The organism is Arthrobacter sp. B3I9 (genome assembly GCF_030816935.1).
Lineage (GTDB): Bacteria > Actinomycetota > Actinomycetes > Actinomycetales > Micrococcaceae > Arthrobacter.
On the sequence record NZ_JAUSYO010000001.1, the window covers coordinates 2,931,999 to 2,956,742 of the forward strand.

General features: G+C 67.6%; 21 protein-coding genes. 7 read left to right on the forward strand and 14 right to left on the reverse strand.

Features of this window, described 5'->3' with window-relative positions; translation table 11 throughout:
• Window position 1: 1 nt before the first annotated feature.
• The 10 genes from murD to dinB all read right to left on the reverse strand — a co-directional run bounded on the left by murD (window position 2) and on the right by dinB (window position 12,282).
• Entirely contained in the window at window positions 2-1,603 is a 1,602-nt protein-coding gene (gene murD, locus QFZ65_RS13675; RefSeq protein ID WP_373427590.1) for a UDP-N-acetylmuramoyl-L-alanine--D-glutamate ligase, read from the reverse strand.
• Window positions 1,585-2,694 (reverse strand): phospho-N-acetylmuramoyl-pentapeptide-transferase, encoded by a 1,110-nt coding sequence (gene mraY, locus QFZ65_RS13680; RefSeq protein ID WP_306911234.1) that lies wholly within the window; start codon window positions 2,692-2,694, stop codon window positions 1,585-1,587. The genes murD and mraY overlap by 19 nt, the downstream gene beginning before the upstream one ends.
• Window positions 2,691-4,163, reverse strand: a complete 1,473-nt coding sequence (gene murF, locus QFZ65_RS13685) for a UDP-N-acetylmuramoyl-tripeptide--D-alanyl-D-alanine ligase (protein ID WP_306911237.1) — start codon at window positions 4,161-4,163, stop codon at window positions 2,691-2,693. Before murF ends, mraY begins: the two co-directional genes overlap by 4 nt.
• A 6-nt stretch (window positions 4,164-4,169) precedes the next feature.
• Window positions 4,170-5,837: a UDP-N-acetylmuramoyl-L-alanyl-D-glutamate--2,6-diaminopimelate ligase gene (locus QFZ65_RS13690; protein WP_306911238.1), complete on the reverse strand. Its 1,668-nt coding sequence runs from the start codon at window positions 5,835-5,837 to the stop codon at window positions 4,170-4,172.
• 102 nt (window positions 5,838-5,939) lie between these two features.
• The gene (locus QFZ65_RS13695; RefSeq protein ID WP_306911240.1) at window positions 5,940-7,742 is read right to left on the reverse strand and encodes a penicillin-binding protein 2; all 1,803 of its coding nucleotides are present in this window, start codon (window positions 7,740-7,742) and stop codon (window positions 5,940-5,942) included.
• A 42-nt stretch (window positions 7,743-7,784) separates the two neighbouring features.
• Entirely contained in the window at window positions 7,785-8,444 is a 660-nt protein-coding gene (locus QFZ65_RS13700; protein ID WP_306911242.1) for a hypothetical protein, read from the reverse strand.
• A complete protein-coding gene (gene rsmH / locus QFZ65_RS13705) occupies window positions 8,441-9,436 on the reverse strand; it encodes a 16S rRNA (cytosine(1402)-N(4))-methyltransferase RsmH (protein WP_306911244.1) in 996 nt (331 codons plus the stop codon). Before rsmH ends, QFZ65_RS13700 begins: the two co-directional genes overlap by 4 nt.
• Window positions 9,437-9,625: 189 nt before the next feature.
• The gene (gene mraZ / locus QFZ65_RS13710; RefSeq protein WP_264356855.1) at window positions 9,626-10,054 is read right to left on the reverse strand and encodes a division/cell wall cluster transcriptional repressor MraZ; all 429 of its coding nucleotides are present in this window, start codon (window positions 10,052-10,054) and stop codon (window positions 9,626-9,628) included.
• A 401-nt stretch (window positions 10,055-10,455) separates the two neighbouring features.
• The gene (locus QFZ65_RS13715) at window positions 10,456-10,830 is read right to left on the reverse strand and encodes a DUF3040 domain-containing protein (RefSeq protein ID WP_306911248.1); all 375 of its coding nucleotides are present in this window, start codon (window positions 10,828-10,830) and stop codon (window positions 10,456-10,458) included.
• Window positions 10,831-11,118: 288 nt separating this feature from the next.
• Window positions 11,119-12,282: a DNA polymerase IV gene (dinB, locus tag QFZ65_RS13720; RefSeq protein ID WP_306912581.1), complete on the reverse strand. Its 1,164-nt coding sequence runs from the start codon at window positions 12,280-12,282 to the stop codon at window positions 11,119-11,121.
• Between the two features lie 186 nt (window positions 12,283-12,468).
• Here dinB and QFZ65_RS13725 point away from each other — a divergent pair, with 186 nt between their 5' ends.
• Together QFZ65_RS13725 and QFZ65_RS13730 are read left to right on the forward strand one after the other, a co-directional pair.
• Window positions 12,469-13,023 (forward strand): hypothetical protein, encoded by a 555-nt coding sequence (locus QFZ65_RS13725; RefSeq protein ID WP_306911249.1) that lies wholly within the window; start codon window positions 12,469-12,471, stop codon window positions 13,021-13,023.
• Window positions 13,020-14,114, forward strand: a complete 1,095-nt coding sequence (locus QFZ65_RS13730) for a polyprenyl synthetase family protein (RefSeq protein WP_306911251.1) — start codon at window positions 13,020-13,022, stop codon at window positions 14,112-14,114. Before QFZ65_RS13725 ends, QFZ65_RS13730 begins: the two co-directional genes overlap by 4 nt.
• 78 nt (window positions 14,115-14,192) lie before the next feature.
• On the opposite strand, the gene QFZ65_RS13735 is transcribed toward QFZ65_RS13730, so the two are convergent.
• The gene (locus QFZ65_RS13735; RefSeq protein WP_306911253.1) at window positions 14,193-14,546 is read right to left on the reverse strand and encodes an Rv2175c family DNA-binding protein; all 354 of its coding nucleotides are present in this window, start codon (window positions 14,544-14,546) and stop codon (window positions 14,193-14,195) included.
• A gap of 365 nt (window positions 14,547-14,911) precedes the next feature.
• On the opposite strand from QFZ65_RS13735, the gene QFZ65_RS13740 reads away from it, so the two are divergent.
• Both QFZ65_RS13740 and QFZ65_RS13745 read left to right on the forward strand, forming a co-directional pair.
• Window positions 14,912-16,477: a lytic transglycosylase domain-containing protein gene (locus QFZ65_RS13740; RefSeq protein ID WP_306911254.1), complete on the forward strand. Its 1,566-nt coding sequence runs from the start codon at window positions 14,912-14,914 to the stop codon at window positions 16,475-16,477.
• An 86-nt stretch (window positions 16,478-16,563) separates the two neighbouring features.
• Window positions 16,564-18,798: a Stk1 family PASTA domain-containing Ser/Thr kinase gene (locus QFZ65_RS13745; RefSeq protein ID WP_306911255.1), complete on the forward strand. Its 2,235-nt coding sequence runs from the start codon at window positions 16,564-16,566 to the stop codon at window positions 18,796-18,798.
• 101 nt (window positions 18,799-18,899) lie between these two features.
• Here the strand turns inward: QFZ65_RS13745 and QFZ65_RS13750 are convergent, their stop codons facing one another.
• Together QFZ65_RS13750 and QFZ65_RS13755 are read right to left on the reverse strand one after the other, a co-directional pair.
• The gene (locus QFZ65_RS13750; RefSeq protein ID WP_306911257.1) at window positions 18,900-20,291 is read right to left on the reverse strand and encodes a class II 3-deoxy-7-phosphoheptulonate synthase; all 1,392 of its coding nucleotides are present in this window, start codon (window positions 20,289-20,291) and stop codon (window positions 18,900-18,902) included.
• 109 nt (window positions 20,292-20,400) lie between these two features.
• Window positions 20,401-21,141: a 1-acyl-sn-glycerol-3-phosphate acyltransferase gene (locus tag QFZ65_RS13755; protein ID WP_306911259.1), complete on the reverse strand. Its 741-nt coding sequence runs from the start codon at window positions 21,139-21,141 to the stop codon at window positions 20,401-20,403.
• A gap of 128 nt (window positions 21,142-21,269) precedes the next feature.
• On the opposite strand from QFZ65_RS13755, the gene QFZ65_RS13760 reads away from it, so the two are divergent.
• Genes QFZ65_RS13760 through QFZ65_RS13770 form a run of 3 tightly spaced genes read left to right on the forward strand, consistent with a single transcriptional unit; the run spans window position 21,270 to window position 23,468 of the window.
• Window positions 21,270-22,085, forward strand: a complete 816-nt coding sequence (locus tag QFZ65_RS13760; protein ID WP_306911261.1) for a carboxylesterase — start codon at window positions 21,270-21,272, stop codon at window positions 22,083-22,085.
• Window positions 22,082-22,885: a carboxylesterase gene (locus QFZ65_RS13765; RefSeq protein WP_306911263.1), complete on the forward strand. Its 804-nt coding sequence runs from the start codon at window positions 22,082-22,084 to the stop codon at window positions 22,883-22,885. The genes QFZ65_RS13760 and QFZ65_RS13765 overlap by 4 nt, the downstream gene beginning before the upstream one ends.
• Window positions 22,878-23,468, forward strand: coding sequence for a hypothetical protein (locus tag QFZ65_RS13770; protein ID WP_306911265.1), 591 nt, complete (start codon window positions 22,878-22,880; stop codon window positions 23,466-23,468). Before QFZ65_RS13765 ends, QFZ65_RS13770 begins: the two co-directional genes overlap by 8 nt.
• 60 nt (window positions 23,469-23,528) lie before the next feature.
• On the opposite strand, the gene QFZ65_RS13775 is transcribed toward QFZ65_RS13770, so the two are convergent.
• Window positions 23,529-24,632: an ROK family glucokinase gene (locus tag QFZ65_RS13775; RefSeq protein ID WP_306911266.1), complete on the reverse strand. Its 1,104-nt coding sequence runs from the start codon at window positions 24,630-24,632 to the stop codon at window positions 23,529-23,531.
• Window positions 24,633-24,744 lie beyond the last annotated feature (112 nt).

The window sequence follows — 24,744 nt, forward strand, 5'->3', positions numbered from 1 at the left end:
GTTACTCCTCGCTGGTCTGAGCCTGCCCTTCCACGAGCTCGCGGACAGCTTCGATGAAGGCGTCGCCACGGTGAGCGTAGGAAGAGAACTGATCCATGGATGCAGCCGCCGGGGCCAGCAGCACAATGTCCCCCGAGGTGGCCAGCTGCGCTGCCGCGGCGACAGCCTGGGCCATCACAGCCTCGCCGTAGATCGGCGATGGGGCTGCGTCGGCATGGGCCTGTCCGGCAGTCTGCACGTCTTCAGTGTCGCCCGTACCCGGCCCGATTACGGGGACATCGGGTGCGTGTCGCTGCAGCGCGGAGAGGAGTTCATGGGAGTCGGCGCCGATCAGCACCACTGCCTTGAGCCGCTTGGCGTGCTCGCGGACGAGAGAGTCGTAGTTGACGCCTTTGGAAAGACCGCCGGCGATCCAGACCACGCTCTCGAAGCTGGCGAGCGAGGCGGCCGCCGCGTGCGGGTTGGTGGCCTTGGAGTCGTTGATCCACACCACGCCGTTGCGGCGGGCTACCGGTTGGATGCGGTGGTCGCCCGGCAGGTAGTTCAGCAGGCCCTGGCGGACCGCGGAGGGATCCACGCCGTAGGCGCGGACCAGGGCGGCGGCGGCCAGGGCGTTGGCCACCATGTGGCGGGGCGCCACCGCTCCCAGGTCGGCGATGGCGGCAAGCTCCGCGGCGCTGTCCTTGCGTTCGGCAATGAAGGCGCGGTCCACCAGGAGGTCTTCCACGACGCCGACCATGCTGATGGCCGGGGTGAGGGTGGTGAAGCCGACCGCGCGGCAGCCCTCGACGACGTCGGCGTCTTCGACCATGCGCTCGGTTTCGATCTGCTCGGCGTTGTAGATGCACGCCTTTTGGGTGTTCTCGTAGACCTTGGCCTTGTCGGCCAGATAGGAAGCGTAGGAGCCGTGCCAGTCCACGTGGTCTTCGGCGACGTTGAGGCACACGCTGGCCACGGGCGACACAGAATGGCTCCAGTGCAGCTGGAAGCTAGAGAGTTCGACGGCGAAGACGTCGTAATCCACCGGGTCACGGAGGGCGTCGAGGATCGGCGTTCCGACGTTGCCGACGGCGATCGCCTTCAGTCCGGCGGCCTGCAGCATGGACTCGGTCATGCCGACCGTAGTCGTCTTGCCGTTGGTGCCCGTGATGGTGAGCCAGTCCGCTGTCTTGCGGCCCTTGCGTTCCCGGACCCGCCAGGCCAGTTCGACGTCGCCCCAGACGGGGATGTGGGCCCTAGCGGCGGACGCCAGCAGCGACTGGTCCGGCCGCCAGCCCGGGGAGGTGACAATCAGGTCCGGCTTCTCGCCGTCGATCCTGGGCACCGTGAGCACGGCTGCCTCGCCGAGCAGCACGTCCGCGGCGCCGACGATCCGGAGTGTATCCGCCTGCGCCTGCGCTTTCGGGCTGGTGGCAGCGTCCACCACGACAACCCGGGCGCCGAGCTCGATCAGGGTGTCGGCGGCCGCGAAGCCGGACACGCCGATGCCGGTCACGACCACCCGGAGGCCGGCCCAGTCTGAGTCCCAGCTGGTCAAGTCCTTCACCCGCGGCGAGGTGGTCAGCGCTGCGGGGACGGGGCCGGTCACAGGAGCACCACCCATTCTGCGTAGAAGATTCCGAGCCCCGCCGCGACAGTCAGCCCGCAGATGATCCAGAAGCGGACAACGACGGTGACTTCCGCCCAGCCCTTGAGTTCGAAGTGATGCTGGAGCGGGGCCATTTTGAAGAACCGCTTTCCCTTGGTGATCTTGAAGTAGCCGACCTGGATGATGACGGACAGGGTGATCAGGACGAACAGGCCGCCGATGAAGGCCAGCAGCAGTTCCGTCCGGGAGAGGATCGCGAAGCCGGCGACCGCGCCGCCGATGGCCAGCGATCCCGTGTCGCCCATGAAGATTTTAGCCGGCGAGGTGTTCCACCAGAGGAAGCCCACCAGGGCAGCACTGAGAATGGCGGCCAGCAGTGCGAGGTCCAGCGGATCGCGGACCGAGTAGCAGCCGCTTCCGGCCTGACGCGGGGAGCCGCAGGACTGGTTGCTCTGCCAGATGCCGATGAGGGTATAGGCGCCGAACACCATGATGGAGGCGCCGGCCGCCAGCCCGTCGAGGCCGTCGGTGAGGTTCACGCCGTTGGTCGCCGCCGTCACGATCAGGTTCGACCACAGCACGAACAGGATGGCGCCGAGCACCGTCCCGCCGAAAGCCAGGTTCAGCCACGGGATGTCCCGGACCAGGGAGATCTGCGTGGACGCCGGCGTCAGCTGGTTCTCGTCGGGGAACTGCAGTGCCAGGACGGCGAAACCGACGCCGACGGCGGCCTGCAGGATCAGCTTCGCCTTGGCGTTCAGGCCGAGGCTGCGCTGCTTGGAGATCTTGATGAAGTCATCGAGGAATCCGACGAGTCCCATTCCGACCATGAGGAACAGCAGGATCAGCGCTGAGGCGGAAGGGCCCGGTGAGGACGGGTTGATCATCCACATGATCAGGTGGGTCAGCCCGTAGCTGGCGAGGACGGCGAGGACCACTATGGTGCCGCCCATGGTGGGGGTGCCGCGCTTGGTGTGGTGCGTCGTGGGGCCGTCATCGCGGATGAATTGCCCGTAGCTCTTATGGACCAGGAGCCGGATGAACAGCGGGGTGCCCACGAGGGCAAAGAGCAGCGCCAGGCCGGCGCCCATCAGCAGTGCGATCACAGCGCACTCCCTTCAGTGGCGGTTCCGGTGGATTCGAGAGGCGATGCTATCCGATCGCCCAGGTGGCGCAGGCCGATGCTGTTTGAGGACTTGAACAGCACCAGGTCTCCTGGCTCGAGTTGAGCCTGCAGGAGCTCGAAGGCTTCGTCCGCGGTCTCGGTGAAGACGCATTCCTCGCCCCAGGATCCTTCGTTTACGGCGGAGACGTACAACGAACGCGCTTCTCTGCCCACCACGACCAGGCGGGAGATGTTGAGCCGGACCACCTGGGTGCCGACGGCAATGTGTTCGCGGATGGAGTCGGGTCCCAGCTCGAGCATTGCGCCGAGCACCGCCCAGGTGCGACGGCCCCGGCCCAGGTCCGCGAGGGTCCGCAGGGCTGCGCGCATGGATTCCGGGTTCGCGTTGTAGGCGTCGTTGATGATGGTGACGCCGTCGGCCCGCTCGGTGCGTTCCATCCGCCAGCGGCTGGCAGCAGTCTGCGCGCTGAGCGAAGCGGCGATCGACTCGGCGGGGACCCCCGCGGCATGGGCAGCCGCGGCTGCGGCCAGCAGGTTGCCCACGTGGTGGGCGCCGATCAGCCCCGAGCTGACGTGGTGGCCGGTGGTGTCCCCCGGCAGGAAGAGCTCGAATTCAGGGTTGCCCGAGGCGTTCAGTTCAACGCCTTCCGCCCGGACACCCGCCCGGGAGCCGTCGCCTGCGGCCTGCGCAGAGTAGCCGAGAACCCTGGCACGGGTGCGCCCCGCCATGCCGGCGACCCGGGCGTCGTCGACGTTGAGGACGGCGGTGCCGGCGGCCGGAAGGGCTTCGACGAGTTCGCCCTTGGCGATGGCGATGTTCTCCACGCCGCCGAATTCGCCGGCGTGGGCCGTGCCGACGCCAAGGACGACGCCGATGTCCGGGCGGACCATGTCGGCGAGGTAGCGGATGTGGCCGATTCCTGTGGCGCCCATTTCAATGACGAAGTAGCGGGTGCCGAAGCCGGCCTTGAAGACGGTCAGCGGGACGCCGACTTCGCCGTTATAGGAGCCCTGCGGGGCCACCGTTTCGCCCTGTTCGGCGAGGATCCCGGCCAGCAGGTCCTTGGTGGTGGTCTTGCCCGCGGAGCCGGTGATTCCGATGACCGTCAGCGGCATGCCTTCGGCGTCGCGGCGGGCGCGGATCCGGCGGACGGCTTCGGCGGCGAGGGCGCCCATCGCGAGGACCGAGTCCTTCACCACGACTGCCGGGTAGCTTTGTCCATCGGCGCCGGCGATGTCCCTCTCCACGAGGGCCAGGACAGCGCCGCGCTCGAAGGCGGCGGCCACGAAATCGTGGCCGTCGGCTGCCTCCCCGGGCTTGGCCACATAGAGGGAACCCGCCGTGGCTTCGCGGGAGTCGGTCACCACGGAGCCGGGCGTGATGCCCGGTTCGGCGGCCAGCCGGCCGTTGGTTATTTCGGCGATTTCCGCCGCTGTGAATGCAATCATCTCGGTTTAGGACTCTATCCGCTGGTCGTCGAGAACGGTGAATCCTCGTGCTGTCAAGGCGGAGCGCAGCTCCACCCGGTCATCGAGCGCCAGGTTGACGCCCTTGACCTCCTGCCAGACCTCGTGGCCGCGGCCGGCAACCAGGATGGTATCCGCGTGTCCGGCGAGTTCCACCGCCTTGCGGATGGCGGCGTCGCGGGGGAAGACCTCCAGGACAGTGCAGGCAAGGCCCTCGCTGGCCTTGGCCTCCACGGCGCCGGCCATCACATCGGCACGGATGGCTGCCGCATCTTCATCGTGCGGGTCATCGTCGCTGACAATGACGACGTCGGCGAGCCGGGCGGCGATGGCGCCCATGGTCGGGCGCTTGCCCTGGTCGCGCTGGCCGGTGGCGCCGAAGACGACGATCACCCGGGAGCCCGGCTCGGGCGAACGCACGGCTTCGAGCGCGCGGGCGAGGGCGTCCGGGTTGTGGGCGAAGTCCACCACGGCGGCAGGAGCCGTGGCAACGAGCTGCATGCGGCCGGGCACGGCCACGGTGAAGGGATCCGCTGCGTCCAAAGCGGCCTGCACCTCGTCCGGAGTGGCTCCACCGGCCAGGACCATGGCCGTGGCCAGTGCTGCGTTGGCGACGTTGAAGCTTCCCGGCAGCCCGGTGTGCACGCGCAGTTCGGTGCCGTCGCGGTGCCGCAGGCCGAACTCGGTCCCGAGCCCCCGCGGCTGGGAATGGACGACAGTCCAGTCGGCAGCGGGCAATTCCGCCGGACCCCCGACGCGGCCGCCGTCGGCAGCCGTGGCGAGGGTGGTGACCGGAATCCCTGCCGACGCCGCGAGCCTCCGTCCCCATTCGTCGTCGACGGTGACCACCGCCGCCCGGGCGCGCTCGGCGGTGAAGAGCCGGGCCTTGGTCTGGAAATACTCCTCCATGCTGCCGTGCAGGTCCAGGTGGTCCTGGGTCAGGTTGGTGAAGCCGGCGACGTCGAACAGGACGCCGTCCACCCGGTGGAACGAGACGGCGTGCGAGGAGACCTCCATCGAGGCAGCATCGAGGCCGCGTTCGCGCATGAGGGCCAGCAAAGCGTGGACGTCGGTGGATTCCGGCGTGGTGAGCAGGCTGGGAATCGGTTCCCCGCCCGCGAGGATCTCGATGGTCCCGATCAGGCCGGTCCGCTGCCCGAGGGCTCCCAGCAGGGAGTTGATGAAGTAGGTGGTGGTCGTCTTGCCGTTGGTACCGGTGACGCCGTACAGGGCCGGAGAGGGCGCGTCCAGCGGCCGGCTCCGGTAGATCAGGGCGGACAGCCGTCCGACCAGGCCGCGCGGCTCTGCTGCCAGCAGCACCGGGACGGGGACGTCGTTGCCCAGCGCCAGGAGCCGCGCACCGGCGTCGTCCGTAAGCACGGCCGCGGCTCCTGCGCCGACGGCGTCGGAGACGAAGTCGGCCCCGTGACGGGTGGCGCCCGGAAGGGCCACGTACAGATCCCCGTGCTGGACGCTGCGTGAGTTCAGGGAGATTCCGGTGACCGGTACCGTGCCAGACGTGCCGGGAACAGCGACGCCGATGAACTCCCCGATGGTTGCCAGCGGCACCGGGTCCACTCCTGCGGGCCGGAAGCCCGACGTGGAGACCGGCCCGGACGGCGCGGCGGAATTCTCTGGGGCGTTCAACTCTGACAAGTGAATCTCCGTTGTGTGCTGCTAGTGGATCTGGCGCTGCGCACGGAGGATGCTCCGGCCCGCAGGCTTCGTATGGGTACTGGGTGCTGAAGGGTTCGGGCGCTACTTGGCAAACTGCGGCAGCCGGGCGGGTTCGCCGGTGGACGGCTGGATGTTGAACGTCCGCAGCGTCTGGCTCATCACCGAGCGGAATACCGGGCCATTCGAGATGCCGTAGATATCACCTTTGGGCCGTTGCAGGACTACTCCAACAATAAACCGCGGATCGTCCATCGGCGCCATCCCCACCATGGAGGCGGTGAAACCGCAGAACCCGGGTTTGCCGTCGTCGCACGGAGACTGGGATGTGCCGGTCTTCGCGCCCACCCTGTATCCGTCGATCCCGGCTTCCTTGATCTGGCCCTCAGTCACGGCACTTTCCAGGATGTCGCGGACCTGCTTGGCCGTGTCCTTGGACACCACCTGCCGCGGCGGTTGTGCCGGGACCTTTTCCTCGGTCCCGTCCGGGTCGATGTAGCTGTCGATCAGCCGGGGCTGGAGCATCACGCCGTCGTTGGCGACGGTCTGGAACGCGCGGACCGTCTGGAGCGTGGACTGCGAGACGCCTTGCCCGAACAGCACCGTGTATTCCTGCCGGCCGTCCCATTGGTCTGCCGGCGTCAGGATGCCGGTGGCCTCTGCCGGCAGCCCGATGTGCGGGGCGTCGCCGATGCCGAACCTCTGCAGCCAGTCGTGGCGCTGGTCCTTGCTCAGCCGCTGCCCGGCCATGACGGTGCCGGTGTTCATCGACCAGCCGAGGATGCCGGCCAGGGTCCGTTTTTCCGTGCCGTGGACGAAGGCGTCGCTGAAGGTCTGGCCGTCTACCGTGTAGGTCGGCGGAATGGTGAAGGTGTCCAGCGGGCTGGCCTTGCCCTCCTCGATCAGGGCCGATGCGGTGATCATCTTTTCCACCGAACCGGGCTCGTAGGCGGCCGTGACGGCCCGGACACCGCGGTCCTCGGGGGCGGAGCGTCCCGGGTCGTTGGGATCCGGCGTGTTGGTGTCCGCCATCGCGATGATATTGCCCGTCTTGATGTCCGAGACGATGATGACGCCCCACTCGGCGCCGAGCTTGTCCCGCTGGCTTTGGATCGCCTGCTGCGCGAAGTACTGGAGGTCCGAGTTCAGTGTGAGCTTGATGTCCTTGCCGTTCACGGCGGGGGTCAGCTGGTCCACGCCGACGGGGATGCGCAGTCCGTCGGCACCGATTTCGAAGAGGCGCTTGCCGGGTGTTCCCCTGAGGATCTCGTCCTGGGTCTGCTCAAGCCCTGCCTGGCCGGTGGTGCCGTCCTTCAGGAAACCCACGATGCCGCCTGCGACCGCCCCATTCGGGTAGACCCGCTTGCTGGTGCCTTCGCTGACCAGCCCGGGGATCTGCAGCTTGGAGATCCGGTCCTCGATGTCCGGCTTCACGTCCTTGGCCACGATGTAGTACCGCTTGGTGCCGGTGAGCGCTTCTCGGACGTCGTCCTTGTCCATGCCGAGCAGCCCCGCGAGCTCCGTAATTCCCTGGTCCCGGGAGACCTGGACGAGTTCATCCTTGCCGTCCACCGTGTCGAGCCGCCGGAACGTCTCGGTCTTGGTGTTGATGGTCTGGTCCACCACGATGTTGTAGCGGATCACGCTGCTGGCCAGCACGGTGCCGGCGGAGTCCAGGATGCTGCCGCGTTCGGCCGGGAGGTTGACCGGTGTGAGCCGGTTGTTCAGTGCCGCCTCGGCCATGCCGCCGACGTCGAGACCCTGGACCAGGAACAGCTTGCCGCCGACGACGAGCAGGAGCGTGAGCATGAGACCGAGGCCCAGGCGCAGCCGCCGTGTGGCGCTTGGCACCTTTGTCTTGGGTGCCTTGCCGGTCTTGTCCGCCACGATGTTTCCTTGCTGCTTGCCTGTCTGGTGGTCCGTCCTACGTTACTGTCCCGGCACCCTTTGCGCGGGAGGCGGAACCGAGCCGCCGTGAAGCTCGACGGCCGGTTCGTGTGCGGGTGCCGTGGGCTTCGCCGCCTTGGCGGGGGCAGCATCGGCGGCCGGAGCAGCCGCAGCCGGCTTGCGGCTCAGGAGCGGCTCGTTGTCGGTGGCGGGGGGAACGACGGTGAGCTGGCCCGCGACGGCGGGAGCGGCGATGACGGCGCCAGGGGCGTCGCCCTTGACCGCGGCCTTCGCCTTGCCGGTGACGGTGAGGGTGGACAAGTCAATTTGGCCCTTGCCGGTGGAAGCGACCATGCCGAGCTCGGTCGCCTTGGCGGCGAGGTTCTGCGGGGCATCGAAGTTCTGCACCTGCTGGGTGAGGTCCTGGTTCTGCTTCGTCAGGGTCATCTGCTCGCTCCGGAGCTGGACCAGCTGGTACTGGGCGCTCGATACGGAGATGTTGAGCACAAGCACCACCATCAGTGCCACGGCGAGGATCCCGAAGCAGAGCACCACGAACGGGGCACGGCGTTTCTTCGGCGCGGGCCGGACGAGGGACAGCGGGGTCCGGGACTTGCGCGCCGGATCGGGGTTCAGCCCCGGCAGGTTAGGGGCAGTCGCGCCGGTGGACACGGGGTATCGGTTGACGGCTGCGGTGCTCATGCGTCTCTCCTGGCTCTGATGCGTTCCACGGCGCGGAGCCTGGCGGAGGCTGCGCGCGGATTTTCGGCGATTTCGGCGGCGGTGGGCACCTCGGTGCCCTTCGTGAGGGTCTTCAGTTCTGCCTTGTGCTCCTCGAGCTCCACCGGGAATCCCAGCGGGGCGGAGGATTTGGAGCCTGCCTGGAAGAAGCCCTTGACGATCTTGTCTTCCAGCGAGTGGTACGACATCACCACGACGCGGCCGGTAACGGCGATGGCACCCAGAGCTGCGGGGATGGCGCGCTCGAGCACGTCCAGTTCTTCATTGACCTCGATCCGCAGCGCCTGGAAGGTGCGCTTGGCGGGGTGTCCCCCGGACTTGGCGGCACCCGCCGGGACAACCCCGCGGATCTGCTCGACGAGCTCCCCGGTAGTGGTGAACGGCTTCTCGGCCCGGGCACTGACGATCCTGTTGGCGATCCGGCCGGCGAACTTCTCTTCGCCCCACTTCCGGATGATCCGGACGAGGTCCTCTTCGCTGTAGTTGTTCACGACGTCGGCGGCCGTCTGGCCCCGGCTGGTGTCCATCCGCATGTCCAGCGGGGCATCAAAGGAGTAGGCGAAGCCGCGTTCCCGCTCATCGAGCTGGAGCGAGGAGACGCCCAGGTCCATGAGGACGCCATGTACCTGGCTGAAGCCGAGGTCCTCGACGACGTCCTGGATCTGGTCGTACACGGCGTGGACCAGGTCGATCCGTTCGGCGAAAGGCTTGAGCCGCTCCCCCGCCAGGGCAAGGGCTTCCTCGTCGCGGTCGATGCCGATCAGGTGCAGGTCCGGAAAGCGCTGCAGCATGGCCTCGGAGTGCCCGCCCATGCCGAGCGTCGCGTCAATGACCACCGGCGCTTCGCCACGGCCACGGGCGTCGTTGAAAGCGGGTGCCAACAAATTGATGCACCGGTCCTTGAGGACCGGTACATGCCGTTCGGACGTGGGCTTGTGGTGAGGGTCCGTCATGCCTGCGTCCTTTCGTGGTCGGAGCTTCCGGGTGTTTGCCGCGCTTGGTGGTTCCGCTTCTTAATCCAGATCCCCATCCGCGCCTATCCTGTGTCCGCCTGGCTCCGGGGAAGTGAGCCAGGAGGACACCCGGATGGGCGGCTGGAGATCTGGGTCAAGAAACTTTCGTGCTGGGTAAATCGCCGGACCCTAGAGGATTCCGGGTATGGCGTCGTCGGTCTCCGAGAAGGCAGTTTCCTTCTCGGCGAGGTACTCGTTCCAGGCTTGGGCATCCCAGATCTCCGCCCGGGTTCCGGCGCCAATGACGGCCAGTTCCCTGCCGAGTCCCGCGTACTCCCGGAGCGCCTGCGGAATGGTCACGCGCCCCTGCTTGTCGGGTACCTCGTCGGAGGCTCCAGAGAGAAAAACCCGGATGTAGTCACGCGCCTGCTTGTTGGAGATTGGAGCCTCCCGCATCTGCTCGTGAACCCGGCCGAATTCCGCCTCACTGAAGACGTAGATACAGCGCTCCTGGCCCCTTGTGAGAACCAGCCCGCCGGCAAGTTCCTCACGGAACTTCGCCGGGAGGATGATGCGGCCCTTTTCGTCCAGACGCGGCGAATGCGTGCCGAGAAACACGGCCCACCGCCCGTCTGTTCATAGGAAGTCCAACGTCCCCCGTGCTGCCACTACCCTCTTACGTCCTCCACATTACTCCACATCCCTCCACAGTCAACGCCAAATGGCTCCATTTCGGGCATTTTCCCAGCTTTAATCCCCCGTCTGTCCCTGTGCTGCCAAGGAAAACGCCGGGTGGGGTGAAGTGGAGGACTTTTGGGCCCCTGGGGCGGTCGGCCCTGCCAGCTCTCGGGGAACCCGCCCGCTGCTGTTCCGGACGGCCCCGGTGCGGCCCGCAGGGTGCCGTTAAAGAGCAAAAGACCCGCCGAAGCGGGTCTTCTGGTGTGCGTCAGGTCTGTTCAGGTAAGTATCCGTGGTGGGAAGTGGAGGAGGCTTTCGACGTCGACCCCCCTGCTGCTTCCCTACTGCTCTCCGCGGTGCCGTTCGTCCCAGCGTTCCTCGAGGTTGCTCATGAATGAGCTCCTCGACTTTCCGGACTTCTTCGCGTTGCCGCCGGACTTCGCCTTGGCTGCGACGGAACTGCGCATGGTTGCGAAGTAAACGCCGGCCCCCATCACGACAAATCCGAGTACCCCGACCAGGATGCTCTGGACAGTGACGCCCACCAGCAGGAGCAGGACCCCCGCCAGCGTGGCCAGCACGCCGATCACCAGGTGGCGCGTCGACCATGAACGTCCCGGGTCCGAGCCCATTGAGCTGGCGAACTTGGGATCGTCCTCATGCAGCTGCTTCTCAAGTTGCTCCAGCAACTTCTGTTCGTGCTCCGAGAGCGGCATCACGACCTCCTTAAGTCAGCCAACGTCCAGACTTGACGTGGCCAGTGTCCCTCAAACCCATAACGACCGGGATTCCGGAGTGGTTCCCGTTCGCCGTCATTGGCCGAATCGGGGGTCCCCCACGGGTTTTTCCTCGGTCCCATCTGGGCGTTCCGCTGGTCACGCATCAGCCCGAACGCTCGTTCCAGTCGTTCCAAACTTTGTATATATAAGGATAGTTTGTCGGGGGCAGTTCTGGTAGACGCTGGGCCGGTCCGCACGCGATGACTGCGCCCGGGCAAGGGGTTATCAGCCGGCATTCCGGCCGGGGTCGAGGAGCCGGGCCGGCAGCACCGATTTCGTCCCGAATTTCCGCGATACAGCATCCAGCGCCTGCTCGGCCGCGCGCCAGTTGTCATCCCGGCGGTCCAGGCTGAGTTGCAGCGGCGCCTGGGCGGCTTCCTCCAGCTGTTCGGCCCGGATGCCGACGAGCCGGACGGTCATCGGCCGCTCCCCGATGGATTCCAGGAGCTGCACGGCCACGGCGTAGAGCAGCTGGGCGCTGTCGATCGGCGTGCTGACGGTGCGGGAGCGGGTGATGGTGGAGAAATCCGCATAGCGGAGCTTGAGGGCGACGGTGCGCGCATGCATCCCGGCACCGCGGAGCCGCTCGGCCGTGCGGTGCGAGAGGCGCAGCAGTTCACGGTGCAGCAGCGCGTCGTCGGCGGTGTCCACGGCGAAAGTTTCTTCGGCCCCGATACTCTTCTCCAGCCGCACCGGAGTTACCGGGCGTGGGTCGATGCCCCAGGAGAGGCGGTACACGTGCTCACCGGAGGCGCCAAGCACTTTCCGTAGCGAGGGCAGCGGCGAGGCGGCGACGTCGGCCACGGTGCGGATGCCCAGCCGGGACAGCACCTCGACGGTTTTGGCGCCCACGCCCCAAAGCGCGCTCACGGGCAGGGTGTGCAGATACGTCACTGTCTCGTCCGGGCCGATCAGCAGCAGGCCATCCGGTTTGCACCGGGTGGATGCGATCTTGGCCACGAACTTGCTGGCGGCAATCCCGACGGACGCCGTGATGCCCAGTTCCCGGCGCACCCGGGCACGGATGAGCTCGCCGATGTCCCGTGGTGTCCCGAGCCGGCGGATCGCCCCACCGACGTCGAGGAAGGCTTCATCGACACTCAGTGGTTCCACCAGGTCGGTGATGGAGCCGAAGATGTCCATGATCTGTCCGGATACTTCGTAGTACAGCTTGTGGCGCGGTTCGATGATGGTTGCCGAGGGGCACATGCGGGCCGCTACCGTCATCGGCATCGCCGACCGCACGCCGAAAGCGCGGGCCTCATAGGAGGCGGAAAGCACGACGGAGCGGTCTGCGGGGTAGCCGACGATGACGGGTTTGCCCAGAAGGTCCGGCCGGGTGCGGAGCTCCACCGAGACGAAGAAGGCATCCATATCCACGTGCAGGATGCTGCTGCGCCGGAGTTCGCGAAGCCTCGCTTCAAGCTGCTGCTTATCGCTGTCCTTATCCCGGTTCTTATCGCTGTTCTTATCCCCGTACTTATCCCTATCCGGCACCACAGCACCAATCCTATGCCCGGGTACTGACTAAACTGGAGGCTGCATCCGGCGTCAACACCCAGGAGGAAAGTCCCTGTGAAGGTTTTTGGAGAGCGCAAACGTGCTGCGGTAGCCGTTTTTGCGGCCGGCACCCTAATGGCCCTGGCTGCCTGCACGCCCGCTCCGGGGACTCCTTCCTCGAGCTCGCCATCGGCGCCGGCCGAGGCCTCGGCCTCCGCATCGGCATCGGCCCCGACCGCGCCGCCCACCACGACGGCCTCTGCCAGCCCTTCCGCAGCACCCGGCACCTCGGCCACAGTCGGGGCCCTGGTTCCGGGATTCCCGCAGCAACTTCTGCCGCTGATGCCGGGCGCCAAGGTCCTCTCAAGCAGTTTTGACAAGACCACCGCCCCTGCCACGGTGGCACTGGTCGGCGGCATCCCCGCGCCGGCACGCGACGTCCTCGCCTTCTACACCGGGCAGCTGGAGGCGCAGGGCTTCAAGGCCGTTCCCGGCGAGACGGTCGGCTCGGTCCCCTCGAAGGATTTCCTGCGCGGTGACCGGGAGACGGTCAACATTTCCGTCGTGGAGGCCTCCGGCGTCTCCACCTTCACGATCGGCGCGAACGTCGCTGCCGAGTCCGTCAAGTGACTGTCGCAGAGCAGCTGCGCCTCGAGCAGACCGGCTACGTCGCCGCCGTCGCGGGCAAGCTCACGGATTTCCTGTCCACCCGCCAGGCCGTCATGTCCTCGATTTCGCAGGACATCGATCCGCTGATGGGCTCCATTTCCAACCTGGTCACCGGCGGCAAGAGGCTGCGGGCGCTCATGTGCTACTGGGGGTGGCGGGGTGCAGGCGGGGAGGCCGGCGCCGGCGAAGTGGTCACGGCCGGCTCTGCCCTGGAACTGTTCCAGGCGGCCGCCCTCATTCATGACGACATCATCGACCGTTCCGACACGCGCCGTGGGGGGCCCAGCGTGCACCGGCGCTTCACCGACCTCCACGAGTCCCAGGGCTGGGCGCTGGACCGGGAACGGTTCGGCCATGCCGCGGCGATCCTGACCGGAGACCTGTGCCTGTCCTTCAGCGAGGAATCCTTCACGGAAATCGGCGACCGGGCCGCTTACGGCAGCCGGGCCCGGTTGATCTTCAACCTGATGCGGGCCGAGGTCATGGCCGGCCAGTACCTCGACATCCTGGAAGAGGTGGCCGGTCCGCGCCGCGACCGGGCCGGCGCCGTCAGCCGGGCACAGTCGATCATCCGCTTCAAGTCCGCCAAGTACTCCACCGAGCACCCGTTGGCTCTGGGCGGGGCACTGGCCGGCGCTCCGGACGAGCTGCTGCGGGGGTACTCGGCGTTCGCCCTGCCGCTCGGCGAGGCTTTCCAGCTGCGGGACGACGTGCTGGGCGTCTTCGGCGATCCGGTCACCACCGGCAAGCCTGCCGGGGACGACCTGCGCGAAGGAAAGCGCACCGTCCTCGTGGCATTCGCGCTGGATCAGGCCACACCGGCCGAGTCGGCCTTTATCGACGCCCGGCTGGGAAACCCCGGGCTGGAGGAGGCGGACATCGAAGAGATCCGCCGGATCATTGTTGACTGCGGCGCACTACACGCCACCGAAGTGCTGATCGAGGACTTCGGACACGCTGCCTTTGCCGCGCTCGATCAGCTGCCGCTGGAGGATCTGCCGAAGACGGCGCTCCGGAAACTGGCCGAGGCTGCTGTCAGCCGAACCGCGTGAACGGCAGCCGAACGGCGTGAACGCCGCCCGGAGGGCCGGCCCGGTAAGCCCGCGGCCGGACCCACCGGGTTAAGGCAACTACCAGGCCAGCGACTGTGCCCGGCGGCGGATCTCTGTCTTGCGGCCCTCGCGGAGGGCGTCGATCGGGCGCCCGCGGAGGGATTCGTCGGGGGTAAACAGCCAGGTGATGAGTTCCTCGTCGGAATAGCCTGCGTCCGAAAGGACCACGACGGTGCCCTTGAGGCTCTCCACGGGGTGGCCGTCCTGGATGAACGCCGCGGGCACCGAGCGGATTTTCCGCTCGCCGATCCGCAGGGCCGCCAGTGCGCGCTCATCGAGGAGCGCGTGGACCTTCGTGATGGAAACATTAAGTGCCTGGGCAACATCGGGCAGGGGCAGCCATTCGCCTACAAGGCTTTCTACAGTACTCACGGATCAAGATTGCCACGGCGGGCGCTTTTGCGCCTAGTTGTGACCCGCGCGTTGTGCGCGCCCGTTATGACGAAAACACGTTGCGACGCGCGCGTTATGGCCCGCGCGTTGGGCGCGGGCGCCGCAACCGGGCACAAGGGCCCTAGTGCGGCGCCCGCTGATCACCATCCTTTTAATCAGTGCCTTCGGCGCCGACACTCCCGGAATGTTTGTTGCAGATTGTCCCAAGCTTCTTGTGCTAACCAGCGATTCATGAGAGATTCACATAGATCACATTTGTATCACCAATAACATTGGTCACACTGGTAACTCCAGTAATTCCGGCCTGACCCGCAGCGTTCGCCGCTGAGAAGAGGATTTTTCCCATGACGACGTTCCGTCCGCCGAAGCACACGGTACGGCCCAGCCTGCCGTTGATTGCGGCAACGACCGCCGCCCTTCCCGCTGTCGTCCTTTCCTCCCTGGCGATTGCCCAGCCGGCAGCAGCGGAATCCCGCAGCCGGTCCATCCCGGCCACGCTCGCAGCCGCCATGCGCGCACAGGCACAGGCGCCGACGTCGCTGGCGTCCACCGTGATTCCGGCGAGCTCAGTCTCCGCGGCCATTCCCACGTCCCTGCGGCCGGCACAGGCCGCGGCCCCGGACGAGTACACCGTGGAGCGCGGCGACACAGTCAGCGCCATCGCCGGCAAGTTCGGGCTGGAGACCAGCGCCGTCCTGTCGCTGAACAACCTCCGGGCGAACACCATCATCTACCCGGGTCAGAAGATCAAGCTCGGCGGCAACTCCCCAGCTCCGGCCCCCGCGGCCCAGCCGAGCGCGCCGGCGTCCACGGGAAGCGCATACACGGTAAGGGCGGGCGACACGCTGGGCGCGATCGCAGCCGACCACGGCGTCGGACTCTCCGAGGTCCTCGCCGGAAACGGCCTCAACATGGGCTCCATCATCTACCCGGGCCAGAAAATCAAGATCGGGGCAGGCAGCACGGATTCCGCTCCGGCAGCTCCGGCGCCGGCTGCGACTCCTGAGGCCCCCGCTCCCGCCTCCGGCGGCTCCTACACGGTCGCCGCGGGCGACACCCTCGGCGCGATCGCAGCCAGCCACGGCGTCCATCTCTCCGAGGTCCTCGCCGGGAACGGCCTCAACATGGGCTCGATCATCTACCCCGGCCAGAAGATCAAGATCGGCGCCGGTACTCCGGAGCCCTCCGCTCCGGCCCCGGTGCTTCCGGCGTCGACGCCGGCCGCGCCCGCTTCCGGCTCGTACACCATCAAGGCAGGCGACACCCTCTCGGGAATCGCGTCCCGCAACGGCGTCAGGCTCGCGGACCTCCTCTCCGCCAACCAGCTGACCATGAGCTCGGTCATTTACCCCGGGCAGAAGCTCGTCCTCGCCGGCGGTTCGGTCGCCCCGGCGTCAAGCCAGCCCACGGCCACGGTGACGCCGCTGGTGCCCAGCACCTTCCTCGGCTTCACCTACCCGGCGGCCGTGGTCAGCTCGGCCAACGAGAACAAGGCCCTGCTCAACGCCGCGCCCGTACCGAGCCGCGACCAGATGAAGTCCATCGTGTCCGATACGGCCCGCCGGATGGGCGTCGACGTCTCCCTGGCGCTGGCCTTCGCCTACCAGGAGTCCGGCTTCAACCAGCGCGCGGTTTCTCCGGCCAACGCCATCGGCACCATGCAGGTGATCCCGTCCTCGGGCCAGTGGGCATCCGATCTCGTGGGCCGCAAGCTCAACCTGCTGGACCCCTATGACAACGCCACCGCCGGCGTCGCCATCATCCGCCAGCTCGTCAGCACCAGCAGCGATCTGGACAACGCGATTGCCGGTTACTACCAGGGCCAGTACTCGGTCAGCACCAACGGCATGTTCGAAGACACCAAGCAGTACGTGGCGTCCGTCCTGGCCCACCGGCAGAACTTCAGCTAGGTCCGGCGGCAGCAGAGAATAACGATACGGGTCCGGATCTCATGTTGATCCGGGCCCGTTTTCCGTGCAACGACTAGGATCGTAAGGTGCAGGATTTCACGTCGGACTCTTTCGTTGGCACTTTGGTGGATGGCCGGTACCTGATTCAGTCCCGGCTGGCCAGCGGCGGCATGTCCACTGTCTACGTCGCGACAGACCAGCGGCTGGAGCGCGACGTCGCCCTCAAAGTCCTGCACCCCCATCTGGCCGGAGACCCCCAGTTCCTCGACCGTCTGGGCCGTGAGGCCAAGGCCGCGGCCCGCCTGTCACACCCGCACGTCGTCGGGGTCCTCGACCAGGGCGAGGACGGCCGGATCGCGTACCTCGTCATGGAATACATCAGGGGCCATACCCTCCGCGACGTCCTTAAGGAAAGAGGCGCGCTCCCGCCGCGCCTGGCCCTGGCCCTGATCGCTCCCGTGGTTGAAGGCCTTGGTGCCGCCCACGCGGCGGGCCTCATCCACCGCGACATCAAACCCGAAAACGTCCTCCTTGCGGACGACGGCCGGATCAAGGTCGGCGACTTCGGACTTGCCCGGGCCATTTCCACCTCCACCAGCACCGGCGCCCTCATCGGAACGGTGGCCTACCTCTCCCCCGAACTCGTTCTCGGCAGGCAAGCCGATGCCCGCAGCGACATCTATTCCGTCGGAATCATGCTGTACGAGATGATTACCGGACAACAGCCGTTCGACGGCGATGTCCCCATCCAGGTGGCGTACCAGCACGTCAACTCGACCGTGGGTCCCCCTTCGGCGCTGGTTCCGGGACTGGCCGGCGAAATCGACGAGCTGGTGCAGTGGTGTACCGCGAACGATCCCGACAAGCGGCCGGTGGATGGAAACACGCTGCTCTCCGAACTGCGCCACATCCGGACCAACCTGAGCGACGCCGAACTGGACATCCAGCCCCCGGGTGCGCACGCTTTGGAGCCGGCAGTACCCCACCCTTCGGTACCGCGCCGGCCAGTACCGCGCCCGCCGTCGCCGCCCGCCATCGGCCGGCCTCCGCGCCAGTCCGTGGAGAGCGTCGAAGACCCTGTGGACGGGGCCGATCCACAGTCGCGGACCGAGGTCCTCGGCGGGATCCAGCAGCCCACCGAAGTCATCGCCCGCGGCAGCAATCCCACCACGGTGATGTCCGCCGCGGCCCGGCGCCCGGCCTACGGCCCGCTCTCCGCCCCGGATGAGGCCCCCGACGCGTATGGCGACGGCCCGGACAATGACGGCCCGTACAATAGCGACGCGTACAGTGACGCCCCATACGGCGATAACGGACGGGACACGACGGCGGTCCCCGCCAGCAAGCGGATCCAGCGCAAGCTGGACCGCGATGAAGAAAAGGCCCGCCAGCGCGCCGCGGCCACGCCCGTCCGGACCTTGCGTGCCGGCAACCCGCGGCGCCGGGGGCTGCTGTGGATCCTGCTGCTGGTCATTGCGGCGCTGCTCGCCGCCGGCGCCGGCTGGTTCTTCGGCATGGGCCCGGGCTCGCCCGGGACGATTCCCGAGCTCGCCAACAAGACGGTCGCGGAAGCCCAGCAACTGCTGCGGAGCGCCGGTTTCCAGTCCACCACCCGGGACGTATTCAATGATGACGTCCCGGCCGGGCTGGTCGTGGGCTCCGAGCCGCCGGCCGGGCAGGTAATACGCAAGTTCGAGCCCGTCTCCCTTGCCGTGTCCAAGGGAGCGGAGCAGTTCCCCCTTCCCGAGCTGACGGGCAAGTCGCTGGACGACGCCAAGGCAGCCCTCAACGGTGCCGGGATGGTCTTGGGCACCGTCACCGAGACCTTCGACGAGTCGGCAGCGCCCGGAACGGTGCTGGCCCAGGATCCGGCGACGGGCACCCCAGCCAGGCACGGGACTCCGGTGGGACTGACCGTTTCCAAGGGCCCGCAGCCCATACCGGTTCCGGATGTGCGCGGGCAAGAACAGAGAGATGCCGTCAAAGCCATTGGAGCCGCCGGACTGAAGGCCGTCGTCTCACCCGAGACGGTCTATGACCGGGACGTGCCCAAAGGCGCCGTGGTGGCCCAGGACCCGGGCTCCGGCAATCTCCCCCGCGGCGGCATCGTCACGCTCACCGTGTCCAAGGGACCCCGCCTCGTGGACGTCCCCAGCTTTATCGGCAAGCAGGCCGGCGAAGCCGAAGATGCCCTCCGGGAGTTGGGCTTCGACGTTGAAGTGAACGAGATCCTGGGCGGGTTCTTCGGCACCGTCAGGGATCAGGACCCGGTGAACAAGAAGGTCCCGGAAGGCTCCCTGGTCACCCTGACCGTGGTCTGACGAAGCATCACTCTCTGCCGCAAACAGAAACGGCTCCGCCCCGGCTGATCATCCGGCCGGCGGAGCCGTTTTGGGTGCGGGAACCCCGCGGCGACTGTTCCTTAGCGCTTGGCGAGGGCTCCGGCCACCAGGAAGGCCATCTCCAGCGACTGCATGTGGTTCAGGCGCGGGTCGCAGACGGATTCGTAGCGGTCCAGGAACGCTTCCTGGTCGATCGGGTCCGCCCCGCCGAGGCACTCGGCCACGTCGTCGCCAGTCATTTCCACGTGCAGCCCGCCCGGGACGGTGCCGAGGCCGTGGTGGACCTCGAAGAAGCCGCGCACCTCGTCGATGACGTCGTCGAAGTTGCGGGTCTTGTAGCCGTTGGGCGAGGTGACGGTGTTGCCGTGCATGGGGTCGGTGACCCAGAGGACCTGCGCACCAGAGGCCGTGACGCGCTCCACCACCTTCGGGAGCTTTTCGCGGATGTTGGCTGCCCCCATCCGGGTGATAAAGGTCAGGCGGCCGGGCTCGCGCTCCGGATCCAGCTTGTCGATGAGCCGCAGGGCGTCGTCGCCGCTCGTGGACGGGCCGAGCTTCACGCCGATCGGGTTCCGCACCCGCGAGAGGAAGTCCACGTGCGCGTTGTCCAGCTCGCGGGTCCGCTCGCCGATCCACAGGAAGTGCGCGGACGTGTCGTACGGGAACCCTGTCCGCGAATCAATCCGGGTGAGCGCACGCTCGTAGTCCAGCAGCAGCGCCTCGTGGCTGGCGTAAAACTCCACCCGCTTCAACGCTTCGAAGTCAGCGCCGCAGGAGGCCATGAACTTGATGGCCCGGTCGATGTCCCGGGCGAGCGACTCGTAGCGGGCGTGTGCCGGGTTCTCGGTGAACCCCTTGTTCCACTGGTGCACCAGCCGCAGGTCGGCGAAACCGCCCTGCGTGAAGGCCCGGATGAGGTTCAGGGTGGAAGCGGACGTGTGGTACGCCTTGAGCATCCGGCTGGCGTCGTGGGCGCGTGACTCCGGCGTGAAGTCGTAGCCGTTGACAATGTCGCCGCGGTAGGCCGGAAGGGTGACGCCGTCGCGGGTCTCGTCATTGGAGGAACGCGGCTTGGCGAACTGGCCGGCCATGCGCCCCATCTTGATGACGGGCATGGCGGCACCGTAGGTAAGGACAACGGCCATCTGGAGGATGGTGCGGACACGCGCACTGATTTTATCCGCCGTGGCGGCCTCGAACGTTTCGGCGCAGTCTCCGCCCTGGAGGAGGAACGCCTTGCCCTGGGCGGCCGCGGCGAGCCGCTCCCGCAGGATGTCGACTTCGCCCGCGAAAACGAGCGGCGGCAGGACGGAGAGCTCCTTGACCGAGGCTTCAAAGACTGCCGGGTCCGACCAGGTCGGCTGCTGGGACGCCGGCAGGTCCCGCCAATGGTCCAGGCCGGGATAGTTCGCTGCACCGCTCTGGGCGGTGCTGGTCAGGGAAAAGGCCGAAGGGGCAGTTAACTCAGTCACCCTCTAAGGATAGTTGCCTTCGCGGGTTCACCGGAGCCCTCCGTCATTGACGGTTCAGGGTCCGTCACACAAGCGACCGTCACACACGCGACCGTCACACACCGGACCGTCACGCGCCTCCGGGGGTGGCGCTTTCGTCCGCGATTCCGTCGTCGGGCTTCACTGCTGCCTTCCCGGCGAGCCGGAGCTTGACGACGGCGGCGTATTCGTCGACATATTCCTGGCCGGAGAGCCGCATCAGGGCATACATGATCTCGTCCGTGACCGAGCGCTGGATCAGCCGGTCATCCTCCATGCCGTAATATCGGCTGAAGTCGAGCGGCTCCCCGAAAATCATGCCGATGCGCCGGATGTTGGGCACCCGCTTGCCGATCGGCTGGACCTTGTCCGTTCCGATCATGGCCACCGGAATGACCGGGACCTGCGCCTTCAGCGCCAGCCGTGCCACGCCCACCTTGCCCCGGTACAGCCGGGCATCGGGGCTGCGCGTGCCCTCAGGATAGATACCAAGGAGCGAGCCGTTCTTCAGCACGGCCATGCCCGCATCGAGGGACTGCGCCGATGCCGCTCCCCCGGACCGGTCCATGGGCAGCTGGTTGGTCAGCCGGAAGAAAGCAGCGGTCAGCTTGCCCTTGATCCCCTTACCGGTGAAGTATTCGGATTTCGCCAGGAACACCACGGGGCGCGGCACCATGAGCGGCATGAAGATGGAGTCTGAGAAGGAGAGGTGGTTCGAGGCGATGATCGCCGCACCCTGGGCGGGGACATTGTCCAGGCCCTTGACCCAGGGCCGGAACAGCGTCTTCAGCACCGGACCGAGAACGAACGTCTTCATGAACCAATAAAACACGGGCGCACCTCTCTTCGAAGGCGTCCGGCCGGCCCTTCGTCGGATCCTGGCAGGACTTCAATGACACCCTACTCTAGTGAGTTTTCGGCTCTAGTGAGTTTTGCGCCGAAGAGTGACACGATGGGCACATGACCGGAAGCAGCACTCCCCTGGCGCCCGCAGCGTTCAGTTACCCCGGCCACGGCGCCAACGCGGGCATCGGGGTGGCGATCTGCCACGGCTTCACCGGCAGCCCCCTCAGCGTCCTCCCCTGGGCCATGCATCTGGCCGACCAGGGCTTCGCTGTGTCCGTTCCGCTGCTGCCAGGCCACGGCACCGACTGGCGGGACCTCGCCCGCCACAACTGGCGGGACTGGTACACCGCCTTCGAGCTCGCGTACCAGGAACTGGCCGCGGGCACCCGGGACTGCTTCGTCGCGGGGCTCTCCATGGGCGGGGCCATCGCGCTGCGTACGGCTGCGCGGCACAGGGTCGCCGGCGTCGCCGTGGTCAACCCCGGGCTGAGCTTCTACGACCGCCGGGTGCGCTACGTCGGAATGCTGAAGTACCTCCAGCGGACCACTGTCCCCGTGCAGGAACAGAATCCGACGGCGGCGCCCACCGAAGACGGCGACTATTCGCTGACCCCGCTGTCCGCTGTCCACGAACTGCGACGGCTGTTCAGGGCCGCCGCCAGGGACCTCCCCCGCGTGGAGGCGCCGGCGCTGATCTTCAAGTCCGACACCGACGTCGTGGTCCCGCCGTCCTCCCTCGAACTGCTGCGGCGGCGCCTCGGCTCCCGCGACCTGGAAGTCGTTCCGCTGCGGGACAGCGGCCACGTGGCCACCCTCGACGTCGACGCGCCGCTGATCTTCGAACAATCCGCCCGATTCTTCCTCAAGCACGCAGCCGCCGGGTCCCCGCCTGTCCCGCGGGCGGCCATAACAGCACCGGAGACCCCATGAGCACGAGTCCCGACCACACGCCGCTCAGTGCGCCCTTCACCGGAACGGGCCCGCGGACGGGCGTGGTGCTGTCGCACGGCTTCACCGGCAGCCCGCACGGCGTCCGGGACTGGGCGCGGTCCCTGGCGGAGGCCGGTTATGCCGTACGGATGCCGTTGCTGCCGGGCCACGGCACAAGGTGGCAGGAGCTCGCCAGGACCCGCTGGCAGGACTGGCACGCGGCCCTGGACGCCGCGTACCTCGAACTGGCGGACGAGTGCGAGCAGGTAGTCGTGGCCGGCTTGTCCATGGGCGGTGCACTCGCGCTCAGGATCGCCGCGAACCGCCCGGTGGCCGGTGTTGTGGTGGTGAACCCCGCCCTCGTCATCGATGACCGGCGCGCTCCCCTCGCCGGCATTCTCAAGCTCGTCCTGAAGAGCACCCCGGCCATCGCCAACGACATCCTCAGGGAAGGGATCAATGAAGGGGCCTATCCCCGGGCACCTGTGGCGGCGGCGCATGAACTCAACAAGATGCTCAAGGACACCGCCCGCCTCCTGCCGCGGGTCACGGCCCCGGTCCGGGTCTACCGCTCCGCCGTGGACCACGTGGTCTCCGATGCGAGCATGGTGGCGCTCCGCCGCGGGCTGACCCGCGCCCCGCTGGAGGTCGTCCGGCTGGCAAACAGCTACCACGTGGCTACCATGGACAACGATGCGCCCGAAATTTTCCGCGGCTCGGCGGAGTTTATCCGCTCGGTGGTTGCCGGCGGCCCGCCGGGCGCGGCCCACGCCAGCCGGAAGGACACGGCAGATGACTAGACCGGACCCCACCTCTCCGGATTCCGGAGCCAACCAGGACGACGCCGTCTGGCTCGACCTCGTGGCCAGGCTTGAGGGCAGCCCGAGCCCGGCGGATCCGAAGGACACCGCCGGCGGCCCCGCCGGGGACTCCGCCGCGGCCAGGCCGTTCAGCGACTTCGATCCCCTGGGGCTCGCCGGGGCCCCGCCGGTCGAACTCTCCGCCAAGGAACGGCTTGCCCGGACCCGGGAGGGAACCGGAACGCCCGATGCCGCGTACTCCCCGGACCCGCATGCCCCGGCGGACGGGGCTCAGCCTCCTACCGGGCCCCGGGACTACGGGGCGGACGACGATCCCTTTGCCTCCGATGAGTTTGTCCCGGAGGAACCACCGAGCCTGGCCGGCGCCGATCCGATGACCGTGCTGGCCTGGCTGGGCGCGGTCGGAGGGCCGATCGCCCTCCTGCTGTCGGCCATGTTCTGGCGCTCCGCCCCGCTGACGGCGATCCTGGGAATAGTCGTGGTCTTTGCGGCGTCGGTGGTCTTCCTGATCATGAAGCTTCCCGGCGAGAAGGACGAACACGACGACGGCGCGCGCGTCTAGGGACTGGTTGTGCCTTAGCTGGTTGTGCCCTAGTTGGTTGTGCCTTGGCGGCGGCTGGCCTTAGCGGTGCATGCGGCTGCTGACCCTCGACAGGTCCGCCGCGCCGATCAGGCCCGCGTTGGGACCGAGTGCCGCCAGCTCGATCCGGGCCGCCGGGCGGAAACCCCGTCCGGTCAGGTTCCGGGCGAAGGCCTTCCGTGCCGGCGCCACGAGCAGTTCCCCGGCGTCGCAGAGCCCGCCGCCGATGACGAACGTTCCTGGATCAAGCGCGGCGGCCAGGTTGGCCAGGCCCAGGCCCAGCCACTCGCCGACGTCTTCGAGGAGTTCGCGCGACGTCGGATCCCCGGCCTGTGCCAGCTCGGTGACGATCGCGCCCGTGATGCTGTCCACTCGGCCGTCCACCACTTTGAGCAGTTCCTGGGCCACCGGCGAGTTGGCGGCCGCCAGTTCGCGGGCCTCCCGGCCAAGGGCATTCCCGGAGGCGTACTGCTCCCAGCAGCCACGGTTGCCGCATTCGCAGCGGTGGCCGCCCGGCAGGATGATCTGGTGGCCGAATTCCCCGGCCACCCCGAAGCGGCCGCGCTCCAGCCGTCCGTCCATCACCATCGCGCCGCCGATGCCGGTGCCCAGTGTGATGCACACCAGCCGGTCCTCGGCCCGTCCGGCTCCGAAGCGCCACTCCGCCCACGCGGCCGCGTCGGCGTCGTTCGTCAACAGGACGGGACGGCGCAGCAGCCGCTGCAGGTTGTCCCGCAAAGGTTCATTGCGCCAGGCCAGGTGCGGGCTGAACAGTACGGTCCCGCCGTCGAGATCCATCCACCCCGCGGCACCGATCCCGACCGACCAGATCCTGTGCCCGCGGCCCAGTTCCTCGACGAGTTCCACGATGATTTGTTCCACTGCCCGCGGGTCGCTGCCCGGGGTGGCGCGCCTGGCCTGGCTCAGGATGCGCCCCTCGGCGTCCACGACCCCGGCCGCCACCTTGGTGCCGCCGATGTCAACGCCGATCGCCAGGCCCTTCCGCCCCAGCCGCAGGTGCTCGCGAAGTGCCTGGCCCGATGACCCTGCTCCGGCTCCGGCACGCCCCAGGATCCTGGTCCGTCGTCGCCAGGCGGCCGCCCGGCGGAAGGGGACGGGCTCCTGGCGGGGCGTCGGTGTGTGCATGGTTCCACAGTCTATTCGCCGCAGGGTTCCATTTCCGGTGGAACAGCGCCGGGACGGCCTTTTCCAGATAGTTACCCGCGGGTAGGGTGGAGGAACACTTTCGGCCCGGACT

What these genes read in the sequence shown, in the direction of transcription:
- murD (WP_373427590.1), bottom strand. Translation starts at nt 1,603, where the DNA reads ATGGGTGGTGCTCCTGTGACCGGCCCCGTCCCCGCAGCGCTGACCACC.
- murF (WP_306911237.1), bottom strand. Translation starts at nt 4,163, where the DNA reads ATGATTGCATTCACAGCGGCGGAAATCGCCGAAATAACCAACGGCCGG.
- QFZ65_RS13700 (WP_306911242.1), bottom strand. Translation starts at nt 8,444, where the DNA reads ATGAGCACCGCAGCCGTCAACCGATACCCCGTGTCCACCGGCGCGACT.
- rsmH (WP_306911244.1), bottom strand. Translation starts at nt 9,436, where the DNA reads ATGACGGACCCTCACCACAAGCCCACGTCCGAACGGCATGTACCGGTC.
- QFZ65_RS13715 (WP_306911248.1), bottom strand. Translation starts at nt 10,830, where the DNA reads ATGCCGCTCTCGGAGCACGAACAGAAGTTGCTGGAGCAACTTGAGAAG.
- QFZ65_RS13740 (WP_306911254.1), top strand. Translation starts at nt 14,912, where the DNA reads ATGACGACGTTCCGTCCGCCGAAGCACACGGTACGGCCCAGCCTGCCG.
- QFZ65_RS13760 (WP_306911261.1), top strand. Translation starts at nt 21,270, where the DNA reads ATGACCGGAAGCAGCACTCCCCTGGCGCCCGCAGCGTTCAGTTACCCC.
- QFZ65_RS13765 (WP_306911263.1), top strand. Translation starts at nt 22,082, where the DNA reads ATGAGCACGAGTCCCGACCACACGCCGCTCAGTGCGCCCTTCACCGGA.
- QFZ65_RS13770 (WP_306911265.1), top strand. Translation starts at nt 22,878, where the DNA reads ATGACTAGACCGGACCCCACCTCTCCGGATTCCGGAGCCAACCAGGAC.
- QFZ65_RS13775 (WP_306911266.1), bottom strand. Translation starts at nt 24,632, where the DNA reads ATGCACACACCGACGCCCCGCCAGGAGCCCGTCCCCTTCCGCCGGGCG.